General features: G+C 42.1%; 19 protein-coding genes. 10 read left to right on the top strand and 9 right to left on the bottom strand.

Annotation, left to right across the window (positions count from 1 at the left end):
* From NBH01_RS03915 to NBH01_RS03885, 7 genes are all read left to right on the top strand, one after another.
* Window positions 1-1083, top strand: coding sequence for a trypsin-like peptidase domain-containing protein (locus NBH01_RS03915; protein ID WP_250700001.1), 1083 nt, complete (start codon window positions 1-3; stop codon window positions 1081-1083).
* A gap of 220 nt (window positions 1084-1303) precedes the next feature.
* On the top strand, window positions 1304-2038 hold the full coding sequence (locus NBH01_RS03910; RefSeq protein WP_008761468.1) for a tetratricopeptide repeat protein: 735 nt from the start codon (window positions 1304-1306) through the stop codon (window positions 2036-2038).
* Window positions 2039-2157: 119 nt separating this feature from the next.
* Entirely contained in the window at window positions 2158-3150 is a 993-nt protein-coding gene (locus NBH01_RS03905) for an aminodeoxychorismate synthase component I (RefSeq protein WP_225693629.1), read from the top strand.
* Entirely contained in the window at window positions 3134-3733 is a 600-nt protein-coding gene (locus NBH01_RS03900) for an aminotransferase class IV family protein (protein WP_055298408.1), read from the top strand. The genes NBH01_RS03905 and NBH01_RS03900 overlap by 17 nt, the downstream gene beginning before the upstream one ends.
* Window positions 3734-4006: 273 nt before the next feature.
* A complete protein-coding gene (locus NBH01_RS03895) occupies window positions 4007-4681 on the top strand; it encodes a DUF2461 domain-containing protein (RefSeq protein WP_172681571.1) in 675 nt (224 codons plus the stop codon).
* 52 nt (window positions 4682-4733) lie between these two features.
* Window positions 4734-5180, top strand: coding sequence for a NanQ anomerase/TabA/YiaL family protein (locus tag NBH01_RS03890; protein WP_008761472.1), 447 nt, complete (start codon window positions 4734-4736; stop codon window positions 5178-5180).
* A gap of 18 nt (window positions 5181-5198) precedes the next feature.
* The gene (locus NBH01_RS03885) at window positions 5199-7211 is read left to right on the top strand and encodes an alpha amylase C-terminal domain-containing protein (RefSeq protein ID WP_008765635.1); all 2013 of its coding nucleotides are present in this window, start codon (window positions 5199-5201) and stop codon (window positions 7209-7211) included.
* 61 nt (window positions 7212-7272) lie between these two features.
* Here NBH01_RS03885 and NBH01_RS03880 read toward each other — a convergent pair whose 3' ends face one another.
* The 7 genes from NBH01_RS03880 to NBH01_RS03850 all read right to left on the bottom strand — a co-directional run bounded on the left by NBH01_RS03880 (window position 7273) and on the right by NBH01_RS03850 (window position 15377).
* Window positions 7273-7749 (bottom strand): PepSY-like domain-containing protein, encoded by a 477-nt coding sequence (locus tag NBH01_RS03880; RefSeq protein ID WP_008761473.1) that lies wholly within the window; start codon window positions 7747-7749, stop codon window positions 7273-7275.
* Between the two features lie 349 nt (window positions 7750-8098).
* The gene (locus tag NBH01_RS03875; RefSeq protein WP_008765636.1) at window positions 8099-9796 is read right to left on the bottom strand and encodes an alpha-amylase family protein; all 1698 of its coding nucleotides are present in this window, start codon (window positions 9794-9796) and stop codon (window positions 8099-8101) included.
* Window positions 9797-9847: 51 nt separating this feature from the next.
* The gene (locus NBH01_RS03870; RefSeq protein ID WP_008761475.1) at window positions 9848-10654 is read right to left on the bottom strand and encodes a patatin-like phospholipase family protein; all 807 of its coding nucleotides are present in this window, start codon (window positions 10652-10654) and stop codon (window positions 9848-9850) included.
* 128 nt (window positions 10655-10782) lie between these two features.
* The gene (locus NBH01_RS03865) at window positions 10783-12348 is read right to left on the bottom strand and encodes a 4Fe-4S binding protein (RefSeq protein WP_008765637.1); all 1566 of its coding nucleotides are present in this window, start codon (window positions 12346-12348) and stop codon (window positions 10783-10785) included.
* Between the two features lie 6 nt (window positions 12349-12354).
* Window positions 12355-13290, bottom strand: a complete 936-nt coding sequence (locus tag NBH01_RS03860; RefSeq protein ID WP_008765638.1) for a DUF362 domain-containing protein — start codon at window positions 13288-13290, stop codon at window positions 12355-12357.
* 14 nt (window positions 13291-13304) lie between these two features.
* Window positions 13305-13814, bottom strand: coding sequence for a hypothetical protein (locus NBH01_RS03855; protein ID WP_008761477.1), 510 nt, complete (start codon window positions 13812-13814; stop codon window positions 13305-13307).
* A gap of 675 nt (window positions 13815-14489) precedes the next feature.
* Window positions 14490-15377, bottom strand: coding sequence for a polyphosphate kinase 2 family protein (locus NBH01_RS03850; protein ID WP_008765640.1), 888 nt, complete (start codon window positions 15375-15377; stop codon window positions 14490-14492).
* 281 nt (window positions 15378-15658) lie between these two features.
* Between NBH01_RS03850 and NBH01_RS03845 the strand changes: the two genes are divergently transcribed.
* The gene (locus NBH01_RS03845; RefSeq protein WP_008761479.1) at window positions 15659-15982 is read left to right on the top strand and encodes a hypothetical protein; all 324 of its coding nucleotides are present in this window, start codon (window positions 15659-15661) and stop codon (window positions 15980-15982) included.
* Between the two features lie 125 nt (window positions 15983-16107).
* Here the strand turns inward: NBH01_RS03845 and NBH01_RS03840 are convergent, their stop codons facing one another.
* A complete protein-coding gene (locus NBH01_RS03840; protein WP_119213046.1) occupies window positions 16108-16614 on the bottom strand; it encodes a GNAT family N-acetyltransferase in 507 nt (168 codons plus the stop codon).
* A 4-nt stretch (window positions 16615-16618) separates the two neighbouring features.
* The gene (locus tag NBH01_RS03835) at window positions 16619-17341 is read right to left on the bottom strand and encodes a DUF169 domain-containing protein (RefSeq protein ID WP_054959127.1); all 723 of its coding nucleotides are present in this window, start codon (window positions 17339-17341) and stop codon (window positions 16619-16621) included.
* Between the two features lie 169 nt (window positions 17342-17510).
* Between NBH01_RS03835 and NBH01_RS03830 the strand changes: the two genes are divergently transcribed.
* Entirely contained in the window at window positions 17511-17717 is a 207-nt protein-coding gene (locus NBH01_RS03830; protein ID WP_048696437.1) for a DUF6268 family outer membrane beta-barrel protein, read from the top strand.
* Window positions 17718-18268: 551 nt separating this feature from the next.
* Window positions 18269-18514 (top strand): RNA-binding protein RbpA, encoded by a 246-nt coding sequence (rbpA, locus tag NBH01_RS03825; protein WP_008765643.1) that lies wholly within the window; start codon window positions 18269-18271, stop codon window positions 18512-18514.
* Window positions 18515-18672: the final 158 nt, after the last annotated feature.

Here is an 18672-nt window from a genome sequence, read left to right as displayed (position 1 = left end):
ATGGAACAGAATATATACAATGCCATTTATAAAGTGAATCATGCCGGTGGCTGCGGCAGTTGTTTTTATCTGAAACAATATGATCTGTTTGTTACCAATTATCATGTAGTAGAGGGATTCCGTCAGGTAGCGATCCAGGATAATGATAAGAATTCGTTTCTGGCCAGGGTCGTTATGGTAAATTCCGTATTGGATATTGCTTTGCTGTCTGTGGAAGGGGATTTTTCTGCTCTTCCGGATATCCGGTTATCGGAGTTGAAAGAAGTCGCGATCGGACAGAAGATAAATGTGGCCGGCTATCCGTTTGGTATGCCGTTCACCGTGACTGAAGGTACGGTTTCTTCTCCCAGACAGCTGATTAACAACAGTTATTATATTCAGACAGATGCTGCGGTCAATCCGGGAAATAGCGGAGGTCCCATGTTCAATGAACGTGGGGAACTGATCGCCATTACCGCCAGTAAGATCACCGATGCGGATAATATGGGATTTGGTATTCCTGTGGATACACTGAAAAAGGTACTGGAGAATATAGAAAGTCTGGATCGCTCTGTTTTCAATGTGCAGTGTAACAGTTGCGATGAATTCATTTCCGAAGAAGATGAATATTGCCCTTGTTGCGGTGACAAACTGCCGGAAGAAATCTTTAAGGAGAGGGGACTGACTGATCTGGCTGTATTCTGCGAAGAAGCCATTGAAGCGATGGGAATCAATCCGGTATTGGCACGTGTGGGATACGAAGGCTGGAAATTCTATAAGGGAAGTTCGGAGATACGTATGTTTGTATACGACCGTTCTTATCTGTTTACCACCTCCCCGCTGAATATTTTGCCAAAGAAGAACCTGGAACCTGTGCTGACCTATTTACTTCAGACAGAGATTGCTCCTTATCGTTTCGGACTGGATGGAAATCAGATTTATCTTTCTTATCGTGTGCATATTTCTGATATATTCTCGGATTATTCGGAAGATGTTAAGACGAATCTGACCCATCTTGCTTTCAAGGCAGACGATCTGGATAATTATCTGGTAGATACTTTTGGCTGTGAGTTTTCCGAATATGCTAATAAAAACGCTATCTGACCAATAACTAAACTATTTGAATATCACTCCTTTCGCTGAATTATTGAGGCGGAAGGAGTGTCTTTTTTCCTCCCTGCCGGATACTCGCAAATCTATTTTTACGAAGAATAACGAACGTTATATAGGTTTCAAAAAGCTCAAAAAAGGTAAAATGATGTTGCGATTCTCTGTTATTACTTATACTTTTGGACGATTAACAACTAAAAAACACAATAAAGTTATGAAGAAATTGATTTTTTTATTTGCATTTTGCCTTACTGTGACTAACATTTTCGCTCAAACTGACCCTAGCCAATTGAAAAAAGAAGGAAGCGACGCTTTTAATGCCAAGAACTATCCCGTAGCTTATGCTAAATTCAGCGAGTATCTGAAACAAACGAATAACCAGGATTCTGCAATCGCTTATTACTGTGGTATGGCTGCAGATGAAGTGAAAAAGTATGCAGAAGCTGTGACTTTCTTTGATATTGCTATTCAAAAGAAATTCAATATAGGTAATGCTTATGCCCGTAAAGCGCTGGCACTGGATGCTATGAAGAAGACTGACGAGTATGTTGCTACCTTGGAAGAAGGTCTGAAAGTAGACCCGGACAATAAAACAATGATTAAGAACTATGGTCTCCACTACCTGAAAGCAGGTATTGCTGCGCAGAAAGCCGGAAAAGCTGAAGAAGCAGAAGAATGCTTTAAGAAAGTGATTCCTTTGGATCATAAAACATATAAAACCAATGCTTTGTATAGCCTGGGCGTTTTATGCTATAACGACGGTGCGAATATCCTGAAAAAGGCTGCTCCTCTGGCAAACTCTGATGCAGACAAATATGCTGCAGAAAAGGAAAAGGCGGATGGCAGATTTAAAGAAGCTATAGGTTACTTGGAAGAAGCTACCAAAGTTTCTCCGGAAGATACAAAGTCTAAAACTATGCTTTCTCAAGTGCAAGCAGCTATGAAGTAAACTACCAATTCCAGATAGAAAGGGTTGCCGGGGAACATTTTGGCAACCCTTTTTTATTGCTTCTTTTTTTGAATGATCTACTTTTTGCGTACTTTTGCTCTCCCAAAAAGAAAGACTTTATGCAATTATATACAAGAGAAGAAACGATTCGGAGAATGAACCATTTAGGGCAATCCTGCCGGCCTTTTATTTTTATCATTAATTATTTGCAGGATGCCTCTTATGTAGAAGAAGTTGCTTCTGTTGACCCTTCTGAAGTAGTATATAACCTAAATGGATTTACCAACCAATCTTCATTGAATGATGTGCTTTCTTGTTCTGAAGAGCCTGTCCGCTGGAATTCTTATCCCGAATCTTTCGATAGTTACCGTCGGTCATTTGATATTGTCCAACGGAATATATTTGCCGGAAACAGCTTTCTGACCAATCTGACATGCCGCACGCCGATAGAGACGAACCTTAGTCTGAAAGATATTTTCTTCCGTTCAAAAGCAATGTATAAATTGTGGGTCAGGGATCAGTTCACTGTTTTCTCTCCCGAGATATTTGTCAGAATCCAACAGGGAAAAATCAGTTCTTATCCGATGAAAGGTACTCTTGATGCATCATTGCCTTCGGCTGTCCGGCAGCTGATGGATGATCCGAAAGAGGCAGCCGAACATGCTACTATCGTAGATTTGATCCGCAATGATTTAAGTATAGTGGCCGATCGGGTATCTGTGTCCCGATACAGGTATATCGATAAGTTGCAGACGAATCGCGGAACTATTCTTCAGACGAGTTCTGAAATACAGGGAACCTTGCCGGATAATTATCGGGAAAGTCTGGGACACATTCTTTTCAAACTCTTGCCTGCCGGTTCTATCACCGGTGCTCCCAAGAAAAAGACGATGCAGATTATCAGTGAAGCCGAGACGTATGAGAGAGGATTCTATACGGGTGTGATGGGGTATTTCGACGGAAGTAGCCTTGATAGTGCCGTTATGATACGTTTTGTGGAGCAGGAAGGCGACAGAATGTATTTTAAGAGCGGAGGCGGAATAACCTGCCGTAGTGAAGTGGAAAGTGAATATCATGAAATGAAACAAAAAGTATATGTGCCAATTTATTGAAACGATTCGCATAGAAGACGGACAGGTTTATAATCTGTCGTATCACACAGCGCGCATGAACCGGACTCGTGCCGCCTTTTGGAAAGAAGCGGCTCCCATTGATTTGTCCGGCTTTATATCTCCTCCGTCTCTGTCCGGTATCTGGAAGTGCCGGATTGTGTACGATAAGGAAATCGAAGAGGTCGGATACACTCCTTATCAAATGAGAATGGTTTCTTCCTTGCGTCCGGTTGCTTCGGACACTATTGATTATAGTTACAAGAGTACCAATCGGGAAGAATTGAATGATCTGTTTGCCCGGAGAGGGAAGGCAGACGATATTCTGATAGTGAAAGACGGATATCTGACTGATACCTCCATTGCCAACATAGCGCTGTATGACGGACATACATGGTATACTCCGGCTCATCCCTTGCTTCAGGGGACGAAGCGTGCGGAACTGTTGGATAATCGGTTCATAGTGGAGAAAGATATCCGGCAGGCGCAATTGGGCGATTACTCCCATATCATGTTGTTCAATGCGATGATAGACTGGAAACGGCTCATCATACCTGTCAATGAAAAATATTTATTCTATAACTAAAATTAACGGAAATATATACAGAACCGTTGAACAAAGCCTCTTTTTAATCTGTTATATTTATGTGTTTTTCATAGTATTAGATAAAGATTAATTAAAAGAGATTGTACTTCACTTGTGAAAGCTTAGAGTACATCAGAAGCAGAAGAGTCTGTTTTTTTGATAAATGTGTTAGAGCATCGGTTTTACCAGGCCGATGCTTTTTTTATGTCCTTTTGTTGCGTTTTGTAGTTTATATGAAATAAAATTTGTACGTTTGTAGGGTAATAATAGAAAATGATGAAGATGAACATACCCGTTATCTTTCAGTTTTTAAAAGATCTTTCTGCGAATAATAATCGTGAGTGGTTCAATGAGCACCGGTCAGAATATGAAGTAGCCCGTGCCGAGTTTGATAACTTTCTGGCAACAGTAATCGCCCGCATTTCTTTGTTCGATGAAACAATCCGGGGAATCCAGCCCAAAGATTGTACCTATCGTATTTATCGGGATACCCGCTTCTCTGCGGATAAGACACCCTATAAGATACATTTTGGCGGTTATATCAATGCCAAAGGCAAGAAGTCCGATCATTGCGGATACTATGTGCATCTGCAGCCTGACGGAAGTATGCTTGCCGGAGGAAGCTTGTGTTTGCCTCCCAATGTACTGAAAGCTGTCCGCCAAGCCATTTATGACAATGTGGAAGAGTATATCTCCATTGTAGAAGACCCCGAATTCAAAAAATATTTTCCTGTAGTGGGAGAGGACTTCATGAAAACAGCTCCCAAGGGATTCCCGAAAGATTTTAAATATATTGATTATCTGAAGTGCAGACAGTTTGTCTGTTCTTATCTTGTTCCCGATGATTTTTTCACTCGGGCAGACACGATGGAGCAGATAGAGAAAGCATTCCGACAGTTCAAGAGATTTGCCGATTTCATCAATTACACAATTGATGATTTTGAATAAAATAATACCTAAAAATAATACCTAAAAATATAAACTTAAAAATTAAACTCATATGGTAGTAGATACTTTAGAAAATCTGGAAAAATACGCGTCTTTGAATCCTTTGTTTGCACAAGCTATTGAGTTCTTGAAATCTCATGACCTCCAAGCCATGGAAATAGGCAAGACTGAACTGAAAGGAAAAGATCTGCTAGTGAATATCGCACAGACAAAGCCTAAGACTAAGGAAGAGGCGAAATTGGAAACGCATAATGAATTTATTGATATTCAGATCCCATTGTCGGGAACAGAAGTGATGGGGTATACTGCTGCCAAAGATTGTGTGCCTGCCGACGCTCCTTATAATGTCGAAAAAGATATTACTTTCTTCGAAGGACTGGCAGAGACATATGTAGCTGTGAAACCGGGAATGTTTGCCATCTTCTTCCCGCAAGACGGACATGCTCCCGGCATTACTCCTGATGGAGTGAAGAAAGTGATCGTAAAAGTAAAAGCATAAACCTAATTCAATTCTGATATGAAAGAGACACTCAACATTATCAAAAACGATCCCTGGCTGGAACCTTTCGCAGATGCCATTACCGGTCGTCACCAGTATGCACTGAACAAGGAAGCCGAGTTGACCAATAAAGGAAAACAAACTCTTTCGGACTTTGCATCAGGCTATCTTTATTTTGGTCTGCACCGTACTCCCAAAGGATGGACGTTCCGCGAATGGGCACCGAATGCTACTCATATTTATATGGTAGGTACATTCAACAACTGGGAAGAGAAAGCTGCTTATAAGCTGAAAAAACTGAAAAACGGTAATTGGGAAATCAATCTTCCGGCAGATGCCATTCAGCACGGAGACTTATATAAGTTGAATGTGTATTGGGATGGCGGACAAGGTGAACGCATTCCTGCATGGGCTACACGTGTGGTGCAGGACGAGCAGACCAAGATATTCAGCGCACAAGTCTGGGCACCGGAAAAGCCATATAAATTCAAGAAAAAGACATTTAAGCCTACTACGAATCCTTTGTTGATCTATGAATGTCATATTGGAATGGCACAACAGGAGGAAAAAGTAGGCACATACAATGAATTCCGCGAAAAAACACTTCCACGCATAGCACAGGAAGGCTATAACTGTATTCAGATTATGGCCATTCAGGAGCATCCTTATTATGGTAGTTTTGGCTATCATGTATCCAGTTTCTTTGCTGCTTCCTCCCGCTTTGGTACGCCTGACGAACTGAAAGCGCTGATTGATGCTGCTCATGAGATGGGGATTGCCGTTATTATGGATATTGTCCATTCTCATGCGGTGAAAAACGAAGTGGAAGGTTTGGGCAACTTTGCCGGTGATCCGAACCAGTATTTCTATCCGGCTCCTCGTCGTGAGCATCCGGCATGGGATTCACTATGCTTTGATTATGGTAAAAATGAAGTGATCCATTTCTTATTGTCCAACTGTAAATACTGGCTGGAAGAATATAAGTTTGACGGATTCCGTTTTGACGGTGTGACCTCTATGTTGTATTATAGCCACGGGTTGGGAGAAGCATTCTGTAATTATGGAGATTACTTCAATGGTCATCAGGACGGCAATGCCATTTGCTACCTGACATTGGCGAATGAGTTGATTCATCAGGTCAATCCGAAGGCTATCTCTATTGCTGAAGAAGTTTCCGGTATGCCGGGACTTGCGGCCAAAGTAGAAGATGGCGGTTACGGATTTGATTACCGTATGGCTATGAACATCCCTGATTACTGGATCAAGACTATCAAGGAAAAGATTGACGAGGACTGGAAGCCTTCCAGTATGTTCTGGGAAGTAACCAACCGTCGACAGGATGAAAAGACGATCTCTTATGCGGAAAGTCATGATCAGGCATTGGTAGGAGACAAGACTATTATTTTCCGTCTGATTGATGCAGATATGTATTGGCATATGCAGAAAGGCGATGAGAATTATGTAGTCAATCGCGGAATCGCTTTACATAAGATGATCCGCTTGCTGACATCTTCGACGATCAATGGCGGTTATCTGAACTTTATGGGTAATGAGTTCGGGCATCCCGAATGGATCGATTTTCCGCGTGAAGGTAATGGATGGTCTTGTAAATATGCCCGTCGTCAGTGGGATCTGGTAGATAACAAGAATCTGGCTTATCACTATATGGGGGACTTTGATGCTGAGATGCTGAAAGTGATCAAGAGTGTGAAAGATTTCCAGGCGACTCCGGTTCAGGAGATCTGGCATAATGATGGTGATCAGGTATTGGCTTATGGACGTAAGGATCTGATATTTGTATTTAACTTCAATCCGAAACAGTCTTTTGTAGATTATGGTTTCCTCGTTAGTCCGGGAGCTTATGAAGTAATCTTGAATACGGATAATGTTGCATTTGGCGGAAATGGTCTTGCAGATGATTCAGTAGTTCATTTCACGATTGCCGATCCGTTGTATAAGAAGGAAAAGAAAGAGTGGCTGAAACTCTATATTCCTGCACGTACAGCTGTTGTTTTGAGAAAGAAGAAATAACTCAGGGAATAAAAAATAAGAAAGCCCTTGCCGAGCATTTAATGTTTGGCAAGGGCTTTTTTTATAAGAATGTTCCCGGACCGAGAATGTCGTACATATAACTGACATTGCGGGTTTTTAACAACATTCCTTGCGGGGAATAAAAGAGCTGGTATTTGATATCTACATTATCTTGTCCTACCTTAATGACGATGATTGCCTGCCATTTAGGAAACTCCACCATGGTTACATCATTTACTACCCAACTGGCATAAGGACCGGATACAAAGGCATTGTATACGGTAGGTGTCACCCGGTCGAGACTGACAAGGTCCGTCTGTGTCATTTGCCATTGAGCCTGCGTATTGAACCAGACGTTTTTAGTGAATCCATTCATGACAAAGTTAGCGCAATAATAGCCATCATCCTGCGACCATGCTATACCGTTGGCTTTGGGGTACATCTTTTTGAAGGCAGCCTGTATATTGCCGGGAGGTAAGATTGCGAAGGCAGATACAGACAATAATAATATGACTGCCAAAAAACTAATTTTCTTCATAAGGTTCTGGTTTAGGAAATTATTTATCTAACTAAACAGCCTTTGAGAATTTTTGTTTTCAGTTGGGGGGAATAAATCAGTAGTATCTCCATTGGGGCTGCCTAAAAAGTCAATAGTATCATCAATTCCCCTCTCTTCGGGAAGGAGGGGTGCCCATAGGGCGGGGTGGTAGGTAAAATAAGGTTGGCTCTAATTTGTTGTGAATAAAATAATTGCGTGTTTACCTACCACCTCCCCCTACGGGTACTCCTCCTTCCCGAAGGAGGAGATTTTGAGATACTACCGATTTTTTGGTTACTTCTATTCAAGATACTATTGATTTATCATTTGCCTTCATTCGGAGCAGGCATCAGAATGTAATCTTCAGAATCTTCCCGTTATAGGCCCCTACGGAAACCTCAGTGGCTTTATAAGGCAATAAACAGATTTCCTCTTTGGCACCGGTCAATAAGTCTGTAGCCTGATATTTTTCCATTTGTGGTATCTGTAAGAAATCAAACGCGTGAGAAGGTACGTTGATTGCTACATCAACCAGTTGGCTATCGAAATTGACGATGATGAACAGCAATTCATTCTTATACTTTCGCATAAAAGTATATTGCTTATGTTCGTCGAAACGCCATCCGTTTTTATTGGCGTACATCAGGTCGAAGAATACTCCTTTGGCGATGGATGTCTCTTCATTACATAGCGTAAGTACTCTTTGGTAAATGCTGTACAGGCGTTTATGCTCTTCGGTCAGCATTTTGCCGTCAAACTTACCGCCATTGCGCCAGCGACGAATAGTATCCACGCTCCAGTAATCGAATATCGTAGTCCGTCCGTCTCTTCCGCTGAAACCTTCGCTGTCCATTCCCAGTTCTCCAAACTCCTGACCAAAATAAATCATCATAGGATTGGTGTTCATACAAGCAGAAACGATCAGAGCAGGGATTCCTTTACGTGGATCTCCTGCAAAGAAATCGGAAGCGATGCGCTGTTCGTCATGGTTTTCCAGGAAGTTCAGCATTTGTTTTTCTATTCCGTTCAGACTTTGCCAACAGTGGGTGATGGATGCCGCGGATTCATAGCCGCAAGCTACATTGCGGAGTGTATCGTATAAACCGACCTTATCATATAGATAGTCAAATTTCCCACGGAAGAGGTAATTGCGGTATTCGTTGGGATTATAGACCTCGGCAATGAAAAGGATTTCCGGATGTGCTTCCTTTACTTGTGGAATAGCCCATTCCCAAAATTCTACAGGAACCATTTCCGCCATATCGCAGCGGAAACCGTCGATACCTTTTGAGGCCCAGAATAAAAGAATGTCCAGCATCTTTATCCAGGTATCCGGAGTCGGGGAGAAATGGCAAGTGCCGCCATTCAGATAATCTACTCCATAGTTCAGCTTGATGGTTTCGTACCAGTCGTTGATGTTCGGTGTAGCGTCAAAACGGTTGTTACCTGTCGCTTTGGCCGGATATTCATGGTAAGGCTCTGCTGCACCTTCTTTCATATCGAACTGGGCACGCAACTCGGATTGCGGTATATAGTAGAAATTGTTGTACGGGCTGAAAGCGTAGTTCGGGTCATCGTTTGCTCCCAGTTCGGTAGTGCCGTCCGGTTGTGCATCCGAGTGATACTGGCGTGCTACATGGTTGGGGACAAAATCTATAATAACTTTCAGTCCGGAACGGTGAGTGCGATGTACCAGATTCTCGAACTCCTTCATTCGTTCCGGCACATCGGTTGCCAAGTCCGGATCTACATCATAATAATCCTTGATGGCGTAGGGAGAGCCCGCTTTGCCTTTCACGATGGCGGGGTGGTCGGGACGTATGTTGAAGCGACGGTAATCCGTCTCAGTTGCATGCTCGATAATGCCTGTATACCAGATATGGGTAGCACCCAGTTTCCTGATTTCTCCAAGTGCCTTGAGGGTGAAGTCGGCCATTTTACCACATCCGTTGGCGGTAATGTCTCCATTATAGACACAATGGTTGTTATTGTTTCCGAACAGGCGTGTAAACACCTGATAGATAATCATTTTATTTTCGTTGTTCATATAGAGTAGATTTTATTTCATATTATAAATATTTTCGGGAAAAGTAAGGAGTTACTTCCATATTTTCCCTTTTTCCGCCAGTGTCTGGTCAAGTAAGTCATTGGCTATCTTATAACCTTGCTCGAAGATTTCTTCTGCTTTTTCCAGTTCGGTGTTGCTGTATCCATAGAGGTTGTATGGCTCGATCAGCAAGTCACATTTTTCTCTTTCGGGGAAAGTATTGGCACGGAACATAAAGTGGAAGGAGCGCATGGCAATGCTTACGATATTCATTTTATAGTCTTGCGCCATGATGGGACTTACGTTGACGGCTACCACCTTGTCGCATATTCTGCGAAGGGTGGAGACCGGAAGGTTCATCATTAATCCGCCATCTACGTAATTGGTTCCGTCGATATTGACCGGAGCAAACATGACAGGCATACAGCAGGAAGCAGCCACACGTTCGGCTATGGAACCACGGTGGAAATGAACCATACGTCCGTGGTCCAGATCGGTAGCCGTGATGATTAAGGGGATTTGCAACTCTTCCAGATTCTTGGCTTTCAGATTGGTATGGAGAAAGTCAATAAATTCACAGAGGTCAAATAGTCCTTTCTTGGGGATGACTAACTTTGTCAGGTCCTGAAACTTATGGCCGGAGAAGTATTCAATCACTTGGTGAGGTTCATTTCCGTCGGCATAAAAAACTCCGGCAAGCGCACCGGCACTTACTCCGGAGATAATGTCCGGTTTGATATCATGCTCCAGCAGAGCCTGCATCACCCCCAAATGCGCAAATCCTTTAATAAATCCTCCGCTTAAAGCATAGCCTATCTGATATTTACGGCTATTCCAGTTATTTGTGAATACCTCCATGAGTTACTTTCTTTTTTTAGTTCGCCACGAATTTAGTGAATTTATTGAAAGTAGGAGGAATATAATGGATAGTTTTTTTGAATTGTATACAATCCTCTGAAAGCTATCCATATTTGGGGCTGATGCTGCTAGAATCCGAAATCGTCTATCTCAACTTTATGTTCTTCTGATTCTTTGAAAGGTTTCGCTTCTTTCTGCACAGGGTTTCCTTCGATATATACGGCACGGAACGGGCGGGCAGGGCAGACGTATTCGCAGCCGCCACATCCGACGCAGATCTCTGTATTGACGTGGGGAAGAGTCAGTCCGTCTTTGTAGGGTACCATAGCAATGGCTTGCGTAGGACAATGCTCTGAACAGGCTCCGCAACTGGTTCCGTCAGTGAGGACAATGCAATTTTCTTCTATAAAGACGACATAGCCCATCTGAGTGAGATGTTTCTGTTCTACCGTCAACGGAGGGATGGCACCGTTGGGACAGACATCGCTGCATACGGTACAGTCGAAATTACAGAATCCTTTTTCGAAACTGACCGTTGGCTGCATCACACCTCCCAGACCGTATTCCATGAAAGCGGGTTTCAGTACATGCGACGGGCATTTGCTGACACAAAGATGGCATGATGTACAATGTTGCTGGAAACGCTTCTGGCTGACAGATCCCGGAGGAGTAATCGGATTTTCTTTTTTGTATGCCTTTTTGCCTTCCATCGTCGCAATGGATTCTTGCGCCTTTGTAAGAAGCGTGGGAGCTGCTCCGGCAGTAGCCAGTCCGGCAAGCAGAAAACGACGTTTGGAAGAATCTGCAGCAACGGAAGATGATTCTGTTGCCACCGGTTGTTTTTCTGTAGCGGAAGAACGTTGTTGTCCCTTTGAAGCAGGGGCGTAAACCAGCGCTTTCTGTTTGCAGGCACCGAGACAGTCGAAACAGTCTACACAGCGGCTATAGTCAATAGCGTGTTCTTTGCTGTGGATGCAGGCAGCTTTGCATTTGGTAGCGCAAAGTCCGCAACCATTACATTTTGCGGTATCGATACGGACTTTGAACAAAGAGTAACGGCTCAAAAATCCTAATACCGTACCTACCGGACAAATGGTATTACACCACGTGCGTCCATGTTTCCATGCTAATATAAGAATGGCGGCAAAGGTCAGTATCGCTATAAGAAGGGAAGAAAGGCTTAATACCGAGGTGTCTACCTGATAAAACGTGTAGTTGTCGAATCTGGAAAATACGGATTCCAGCAGGTTGTTTCCCAGCATATACACCGGTTTGAAGATATGTACTACAATGCGTCCGTATGCGCTATACGGGTCCAGCAATCCCAATACCACTGAGAAGCCGCATACGGAGGCAATTACAGTCACTCCGAGCACGGTCCATCTCAGCATATTCTTTGCAGGACTGTACCGATATCTTTTTTTCTTCTTTCCCACAGACTTTGAAATGCGTGCTATAACATCCTGCCATATTCCCATCGGACAGATGGTAGAGCAATAGATACGTCCGAACAACAGGGTTAACGCAATCAGCACAATCAGTATGCCTATGCTGAGAGATAGCACGGCAGGGACAAACTGTATATGTGCCAATCGATGAAAACTGTTCGGCAGAATATTAGCAAAATCGAGAAAATAAAAAGTAATCAGTGCAAAAAGGACGACTGATATTCCGATACGTATCTTTCTTAACATGGTGGTTTACATCTTAATTCGCTTGACATTCAGTTTGTCGATGTCCATCGTTCCTACTTTCAGTGCTTCTCCTTTGGCAAGGTGACCTACGGTGTCCAGCGGCATTTCGCGTATCTGATTGAAGAATTTGGCTGCGGCTGTATCTACGGCTACAATATCCGGTGAAATAAAGAGACCTTTTGCCAGCACCACGTCCGAAGCGGAACGACCTCGCGGTCCGTTGGTCTTCATGATACGGTAGGCGTCTACGACGTTAAGCACTGCTTTCTTTTCCAGTGTGCAGATGTCCGCAATGCATTGCTGCAAGTCATTCTGGTGGAAAAAGCCGCGGTCCCAGACGATACCCATATGGTTTTTCATGGAGATAGTCAGGTTGGCGCCTCCGTGATTCTTCAGGATAGGGACGTTAATCCATACATCACAATTCAGGATGGCTTCATGTATTTTCGCCTTCTTCATCTTTTGTCCCTTTGGCAGATCAACGGGTTTGTAGTAAGATTCCAGGTGGGCCGGCATAACTTTGGCTCCGGCTTCTTTCGCGGCCGCTTCGATACCGCTGTTTTTGTAGCACTTCTGCCAATCGTCGCAGGTATGGTCGAATACGGTGACCTCTTTGGCTCCGGCGGCAAAACATTGTTTGATGATTTCCGTGATCAGTTTCGGATTCGTGTTTCCTGCCAGTTCGGGTACTTTATCCCATCCGATATTGGGCTTTACCACTACTTTCTGTCCGGGTTTGATGAATTGCTTCATACCGCCCAGCTCGCTGATAGCACGACGGAACATGGCTTCCGGTTCACCGCCCATGACGGCCACCAGGTCCGGTTTGTCACCATTTGCTTTATTGATTGTCTGAGTCAGTATTTCCATCGCCTCTGAACGCTGTATAGTCATGGCGGCACCAGTAATAGCTACTGTCTTAAAAAAATCCCTTCTGTCCATCTTTCTTTTTTAGTTTAGAGTTTTGCAATTGCCTTTAGCAGGGCGTATCCGCCAAACCATTGAATGAGCATACCCGGAATGCCGATACGGAAGTCTTGTACTGCGATATAGAAATCTCCCTCGATCATCCATTCAAAAGCGGTTCCTATGAGTTGATAGGAGAGAATTACTCCAAGGACGGCTAACAAAGAAACGGTTTTCACGGTACGCGCAGCAAGGGCGGAAGCACCGGCAAGCAAGGTTGATTTTATCAGTATAATCGGGAGAACGGCTTCGGATGGCATGGCAAACAAGACATGATTGATGACAGGAGAAAGAACAGCTGTCAGCAATCCTACCCGAAAGCCGTATTTATAAGCGGCAATTAAGGTAAAAAAGTAAATTGGTAATAAAGTCGGTCCACCGTAAGGAACGAGGTGGCACAGTTGTGGAAGTGCGATGTTGCCTGCTACGAATAACAGGGCGAACAGGTAAGTTTTCACATTGCTGTAATTCAGCGAATAGAGTTTGGCGGATGTTTCCATTTTCATTGATGACTTTAATGTTTAGATTGATGATATCTTAAAGATTAGACTATTCTCGTTTGAAAAAGTTTAATCGGTCTCATAATTTCTTGGCCGGTCAAATCATGATTGGGCTTTGATGTTTACAAAAGTAGTACAAATTTTCAATGAAACGTATTATTTTATCGCTTTTTGTTTATTCATTGAAGTGCGTGAACCGGAACAGTGGATTTCTCCTTCCGGTGACAATGAAAAAAATGTATGATTTATGAATCATCGGTGTTTGTGTTTATAATAAACTTTGTGATAGTTTTAGTAAAACGGTATCTGAGTTTATTATAAACGATGTAATCCCGTTTATGGCTTTCTGTGCTGAAATTTGGCAACAAAAAAGGCTGCGATTTCCATTGGAAGTCGCAGCCTTCAGCTTGTATACTGATGACTCATATCTTATTTGTTATAGGGAAATAGATATGTCTTGTTGTAATATTGTACTTTCCTTACGGACTGATCAATCTTGACTGTATGTTACCGTTCATGTGATACATTACAGCAGGTATGTTGAAAGACAGACTTCTTTTCATTGGTTACGGTTTTATAGGTTTATTATTGTTCTGCTTACAAATATACAACATTAAAAGGGCTTTGTCAAGTCCTGACAGAAATAACCCGTTAAACTCTGAGAAAGTATCCTGTTTAGAAATTAATATCGGATACGTTTTTCTTGCATTCTTCAAGTCTTTCCAGCGCCTCCTTGGATAACTGTGGATAATGTAAGTCCAGTTTTTCCATGCGTTCACAGATAATTTGCCCGACGGCATATCGCATGAACCATTTGTTGTCTGCCGGAATCACATACCACGGGGCAATCTCTGTTGAAGTTTCTGTCAGTACATCCGAGTAGGCTTTCATGTAGTCGTCCCAGTATTGCCGTTCCTTGACGTCGGCAGAAGAGAATTTCCAGTTCTTTGATTCATCGTTCAGCCTCTCCATGAATCGTTTCTTTTGTTCGGCTTTTGAAACGTTCAGGAAGAATTTGATGATGACCGTCCCGTTTTCAGTCAGATAACGTTCGAAATCATTAATCTGCCGGTAGCGGCGTTTCCAAAATTCGTTGTCTATATCTTTCGCTTTTAGTATTCCGGGTAGCTTGTTGGATAACAGGATTTCGGGATGCACTTTGGCTATCAGTACATCTTCATATTGGGAACGGTTGAAGATTCCGATTCGTCCCCGTTCGGGGAGCGAACGATTAATTCTCCATAAGTAGTCATGATCCAGTTCTTCGGCAGAAGGTTGCTTAAAGGAGTACACCTGACACCCTTGCGGATTGATGCCGGACATTACATGCTTGATCGTTCCGTCTTTTCCGGCAGCATCCATTGCCTGAAAAATAACCAGAACCGAGTAGCGGTCTTGTGCATAAAGCATACTTTGCAGTTCTGACAGCTTTTCGATATTTTGGGCTAACTGTTCTTTGGCATCCTGTTTGGACATATCAGCAGTAAATGAGGGATTGAAATCGGATACATGATGTTCCTTCCCCGGTTTGGCTGTAAGCTCTTTTAAGACTTCTTTTTTCATTGTTGTATAATTAGGTTGTTATAGGTATATAACAGTTGAATAAAGAAATCAGTTCTTGCCAAATTAAGAGCGTTGAATAGTAATTCCCCAATTATGTATCAACAGATTCTACATAATTCCACACTAATTCCACAATTATATTTATATTGTCTGCTGTTTATATGTTTGATTATCAGTTATATATGGCGGAGTGAAACGTTTGGCATCTGCTTTGCTATATATTAAGTACAAGAAACAATAAAAACAATAGTTCTATTATTTACACTTAAAAAATTACGATTATGAAAAAGTTATTAGTAGCAGTAGCATTGGTATTGGGATTAGGTAGTTCTGTAGCATTCGCACAGGAAGTAAGTAACACTCCGGCAGTGGAAACTCAGACACAAGCTCCACAGGATGAGTATACAAAGATTGAAGTGAAAGATTTGCCGGAAGCAGTGACACAGGCAATAGCGAAAAGCTATGAAGATGCTACCATCAAGGAAGCGTATGTTGCCGAAAAAGAAACCGGTAAGGTTTATAAAGTAATTCTTACTACAAAAGACGCTCAGGAAGTAACCGTACTTCTGAATGAAAAAGGAGAAGAAGTTAAAGAGATAAAGTAAAACTTCGAAAGTAATAACTCATAGAGAGGTTCCGGTTCGTGATGAATCGGGACCTTTCGTTCGATGTATTAGGTTCTGTATAAATATAGTCGGTAGTAATATATATGGTAACAAAGCAAGGAGGCTTACGACTTATTTTTAAGTAATTCATAATAATGTGCATCAATGAACTGGCCATTCTTGAAGCAAGCTTTATGATGTATTCCTGTTTTCTGAAATCCTGCTTTCTCCAGCACACGCATTGATGCGGCATTGTGTTCATAGACCGTAGCATATAGGCGTATTACGTCTGTACGCTGAAAATAATGTTCTATGGCTCTTTTCAAAGCAGCTGTTGCAAGGCCCTTGTTCCAGTATGTTTCCGAAATCCAGTAACCGACTTCTGCATTGAAGCGTTCGACATCCGTTCCGCGGACGAATCCGATATTGCCGATTGCCTCATGATTCGCCTCGATGCAATATTCATTCTGTTCCACTTGTTCCGAAGCGTATTTAATGAAGGTATCAGCATCTGTTTCTGTATATGGAAAAGGCAGCCCATCACGGCAGTTATCCCATATCTTCTTATTATTCAGATGCCTTGCTAAGGTTTTGGTATCCGATTCTTTCCATGGACGAAGTATAAAATCCATATTCTTATTCTTTGTAGCTATTATGGTTTCTTTCCCGAATCTTTCCCCATGCGTGTGTGTCAAACAGGCAACTGCTGCGCATAGTCTCATACATCACCTTAAATCTCGACATCGGAATGGTATAACTCAGTATATCAGCCTCAAAATAAGGGCGTACAGAAGGATCAAAGAATCCGATGAATGTTCTGTATCCGCCTTTACGATTCTCCAGAATCGTCTGTGTGACCACAGAACTGCATCCCGACCCGAAAGTGGAAATCACTGTATCCTCCTTATTATTATCGAAGAAAGCCCAGGTAGTCAATCCGGACAATATATCGGGATTGACCAGAAAAAGGATTCCTTCCAAATGATCGAACGTTTCCACTTTATCTATACGGGCAAAATGCAGATATTCCTTTTCTGCCCTTGGTACTCCCAGTTGCTCAATAAAGCTTTTTACCATCTCCGGCGTCTGCTTATATCGTTCCTTTAGAGATACGAACGTCGGCACGTGCTCGGGCATATCGGTGAATCCGGTATAAAACTTACCGCCGCCGCAACCAATTGTTTCCGCATTCAGGCTGATGGTATTACCTTCTCTGACTTTACTCATGCTTTTAAAGAAGCATCCGTTCACTTTCGCCGTTTCATTTTCAAGAATGTCCGAGTACCAGAATACGATAGGCAATTCAGCATATTCGCCAAAAGCTTCCCGATAGTTTTCGATGAATTTTTTTATTTCCATAATTGGTTATTTTATCTACGTACAAAGTTAAACTAAAAAAGCAAGGAGCAAAGAATAAAGTCCGAAAATATACGTTTGGTATACGGAGCAATGGAGTTGGTCTATTATTTCTTATTCTCATGGTATAAAGGCATAATTTTGCGTCATTCAAATTAAAAAATAAGAAAGAATGAAGTATGTTATAGTGTCTATGTTTGTTTTGCTCGTGTGGGTGCCAAAGATTGTGAGGGCACAAGTGATAGTCAAAACCGGATATATCTCATCTTCCTCCTACAAAGGTGAGAACGGACGGCAGACAGGAGGGAAGGGGGATCTGAAATTTGTAGAAGGAAGCGTGAATATTCCCGTGTCACAGAAACTGAATGAACGAAAATAGCCTACTATTTGGGTAGTCTCGGCAGGGGGAGGCTATACTTCCATGAATAATCAGAACCTGCAGTCTTGTATAGACACAGATTTTATCCGGCAGTTCAAACCGAACCTGTCTCTTGGAGCTGGACTGGCAATAAATAAAAGTAGTCACTTTATCGCCTTATGTCAGTGAAACGAACATTATATTCAGCATTAAAAGTCATAGGGGTATTTCTGATCATATCCTTGATATTCAGGTGCCCGGTATCATCGGGATAGAGTTTGCGCAAAGCATTCAATATGGTTTCTGACTTTATTACAGACTTTTGCAGGAACGCTCATACGTTAAGTTTTGGTCTTATTTCATAAAAAAGGGTATTTTGCAAAAGAAAAAGGAGGGAAGATAGTGTATTATTCCCGCAAAATGCCGTTATTTGCATCATTAAACAATAAAAGGTTTATTTCGATTTGATTATTTCACATGAATCTTCTCATTTATTGAGCATATCCATCTCTGATTAAGAACTTCCAAAGAACTTTGTTATTGAAATTATTAATTTTTTATATTTGTATTTTATGAATTTGTACATTGGAAATCTTAACTATAACGTTAAGGAATCAGACTTGAGAAACGTAATGGAAGAGTATGGAGCAGTTGCTTCAGTTAAATTAATCACAGATCGTGAAACAAGAAGATCAAAAGGCTTTGCTTTTATTGAAATGCCGGATGATACAGAAGCAGCTAACGCTATCAAAGAATTGAACGGTGCTGAATATGTAGGCCGTCCGATGGTAGTTAAAGAGGCTTTGCCGAAGAACTAATTGACTGAATAACAATCAGTATATAAAAAGAAGGTGTGTTGGTGATCCCAACACACCTTCTTTCGTTTCTGAAAATCCTGCCGGACTATTTCTTAAAGCCCGAAGAATTTATCTCTCTTTTTATTGTCTGCGGTTATTTTTTTCTTACCTTTGGTTCA

The sequence above is a fragment of the Bacteroides sp. B1-V-101 genome (assembly GCF_023656585.1).
Lineage (GTDB): Bacteria > Bacteroidota > Bacteroidia > Bacteroidales > Bacteroidaceae > Bacteroides > Bacteroides thetaiotaomicron.
The sequence above is the reverse complement of the archived record's forward strand: the minus strand, read 5'-3'. Positions and strand labels throughout refer to the sequence as shown.

Bases quoted from the DNA above. Each gene is read 5' to 3' on its own strand.
- NBH01_RS03915 (WP_250700001.1), top strand. From the start codon at position 1: ATGGAACAGAATATATACAATGCCATTTATAAAGTGAATCATGCCGGT.
- NBH01_RS03910 (WP_008761468.1), top strand. From the start codon at position 1,304: ATGAAGAAATTGATTTTTTTATTTGCATTTTGCCTTACTGTGACTAAC.
- NBH01_RS03905 (WP_225693629.1), top strand. From the start codon at position 2,158: ATGCAATTATATACAAGAGAAGAAACGATTCGGAGAATGAACCATTTA.
- NBH01_RS03900 (WP_055298408.1), top strand. From the start codon at position 3,134: ATGTGCCAATTTATTGAAACGATTCGCATAGAAGACGGACAGGTTTAT.
- NBH01_RS03895 (WP_172681571.1), top strand. From the start codon at position 4,007: ATGATGAAGATGAACATACCCGTTATCTTTCAGTTTTTAAAAGATCTT.
- NBH01_RS03890 (WP_008761472.1), top strand. From the start codon at position 4,734: ATGGTAGTAGATACTTTAGAAAATCTGGAAAAATACGCGTCTTTGAAT.
- NBH01_RS03885 (WP_008765635.1), top strand. From the start codon at position 5,199: ATGAAAGAGACACTCAACATTATCAAAAACGATCCCTGGCTGGAACCT.
- NBH01_RS03880 (WP_008761473.1), bottom strand. From the start codon at position 7,749: ATGAAGAAAATTAGTTTTTTGGCAGTCATATTATTATTGTCTGTATCT.
- NBH01_RS03875 (WP_008765636.1), bottom strand. From the start codon at position 9,796: ATGAACAACGAAAATAAAATGATTATCTATCAGGTGTTTACACGCCTG.
- NBH01_RS03870 (WP_008761475.1), bottom strand. From the start codon at position 10,654: ATGGAGGTATTCACAAATAACTGGAATAGCCGTAAATATCAGATAGGC.
- NBH01_RS03865 (WP_008765637.1), bottom strand. From the start codon at position 12,348: ATGTTAAGAAAGATACGTATCGGAATATCAGTCGTCCTTTTTGCACTG.
- NBH01_RS03860 (WP_008765638.1), bottom strand. From the start codon at position 13,290: ATGGACAGAAGGGATTTTTTTAAGACAGTAGCTATTACTGGTGCCGCC.
- NBH01_RS03855 (WP_008761477.1), bottom strand. From the start codon at position 13,814: ATGGAAACATCCGCCAAACTCTATTCGCTGAATTACAGCAATGTGAAA.
- NBH01_RS03850 (WP_008765640.1), bottom strand. From the start codon at position 15,377: ATGAAAAAAGAAGTCTTAAAAGAGCTTACAGCCAAACCGGGGAAGGAA.
- NBH01_RS03845 (WP_008761479.1), top strand. From the start codon at position 15,659: ATGAAAAAGTTATTAGTAGCAGTAGCATTGGTATTGGGATTAGGTAGT.
- NBH01_RS03840 (WP_119213046.1), bottom strand. From the start codon at position 16,614: ATGGATTTTATACTTCGTCCATGGAAAGAATCGGATACCAAAACCTTA.
- NBH01_RS03835 (WP_054959127.1), bottom strand. From the start codon at position 17,341: ATGGAAATAAAAAAATTCATCGAAAACTATCGGGAAGCTTTTGGCGAA.
- NBH01_RS03830 (WP_048696437.1), top strand. From the start codon at position 17,511: ATGAAGTATGTTATAGTGTCTATGTTTGTTTTGCTCGTGTGGGTGCCA.
- rbpA (WP_008765643.1), top strand. From the start codon at position 18,269: ATGAATTTGTACATTGGAAATCTTAACTATAACGTTAAGGAATCAGAC.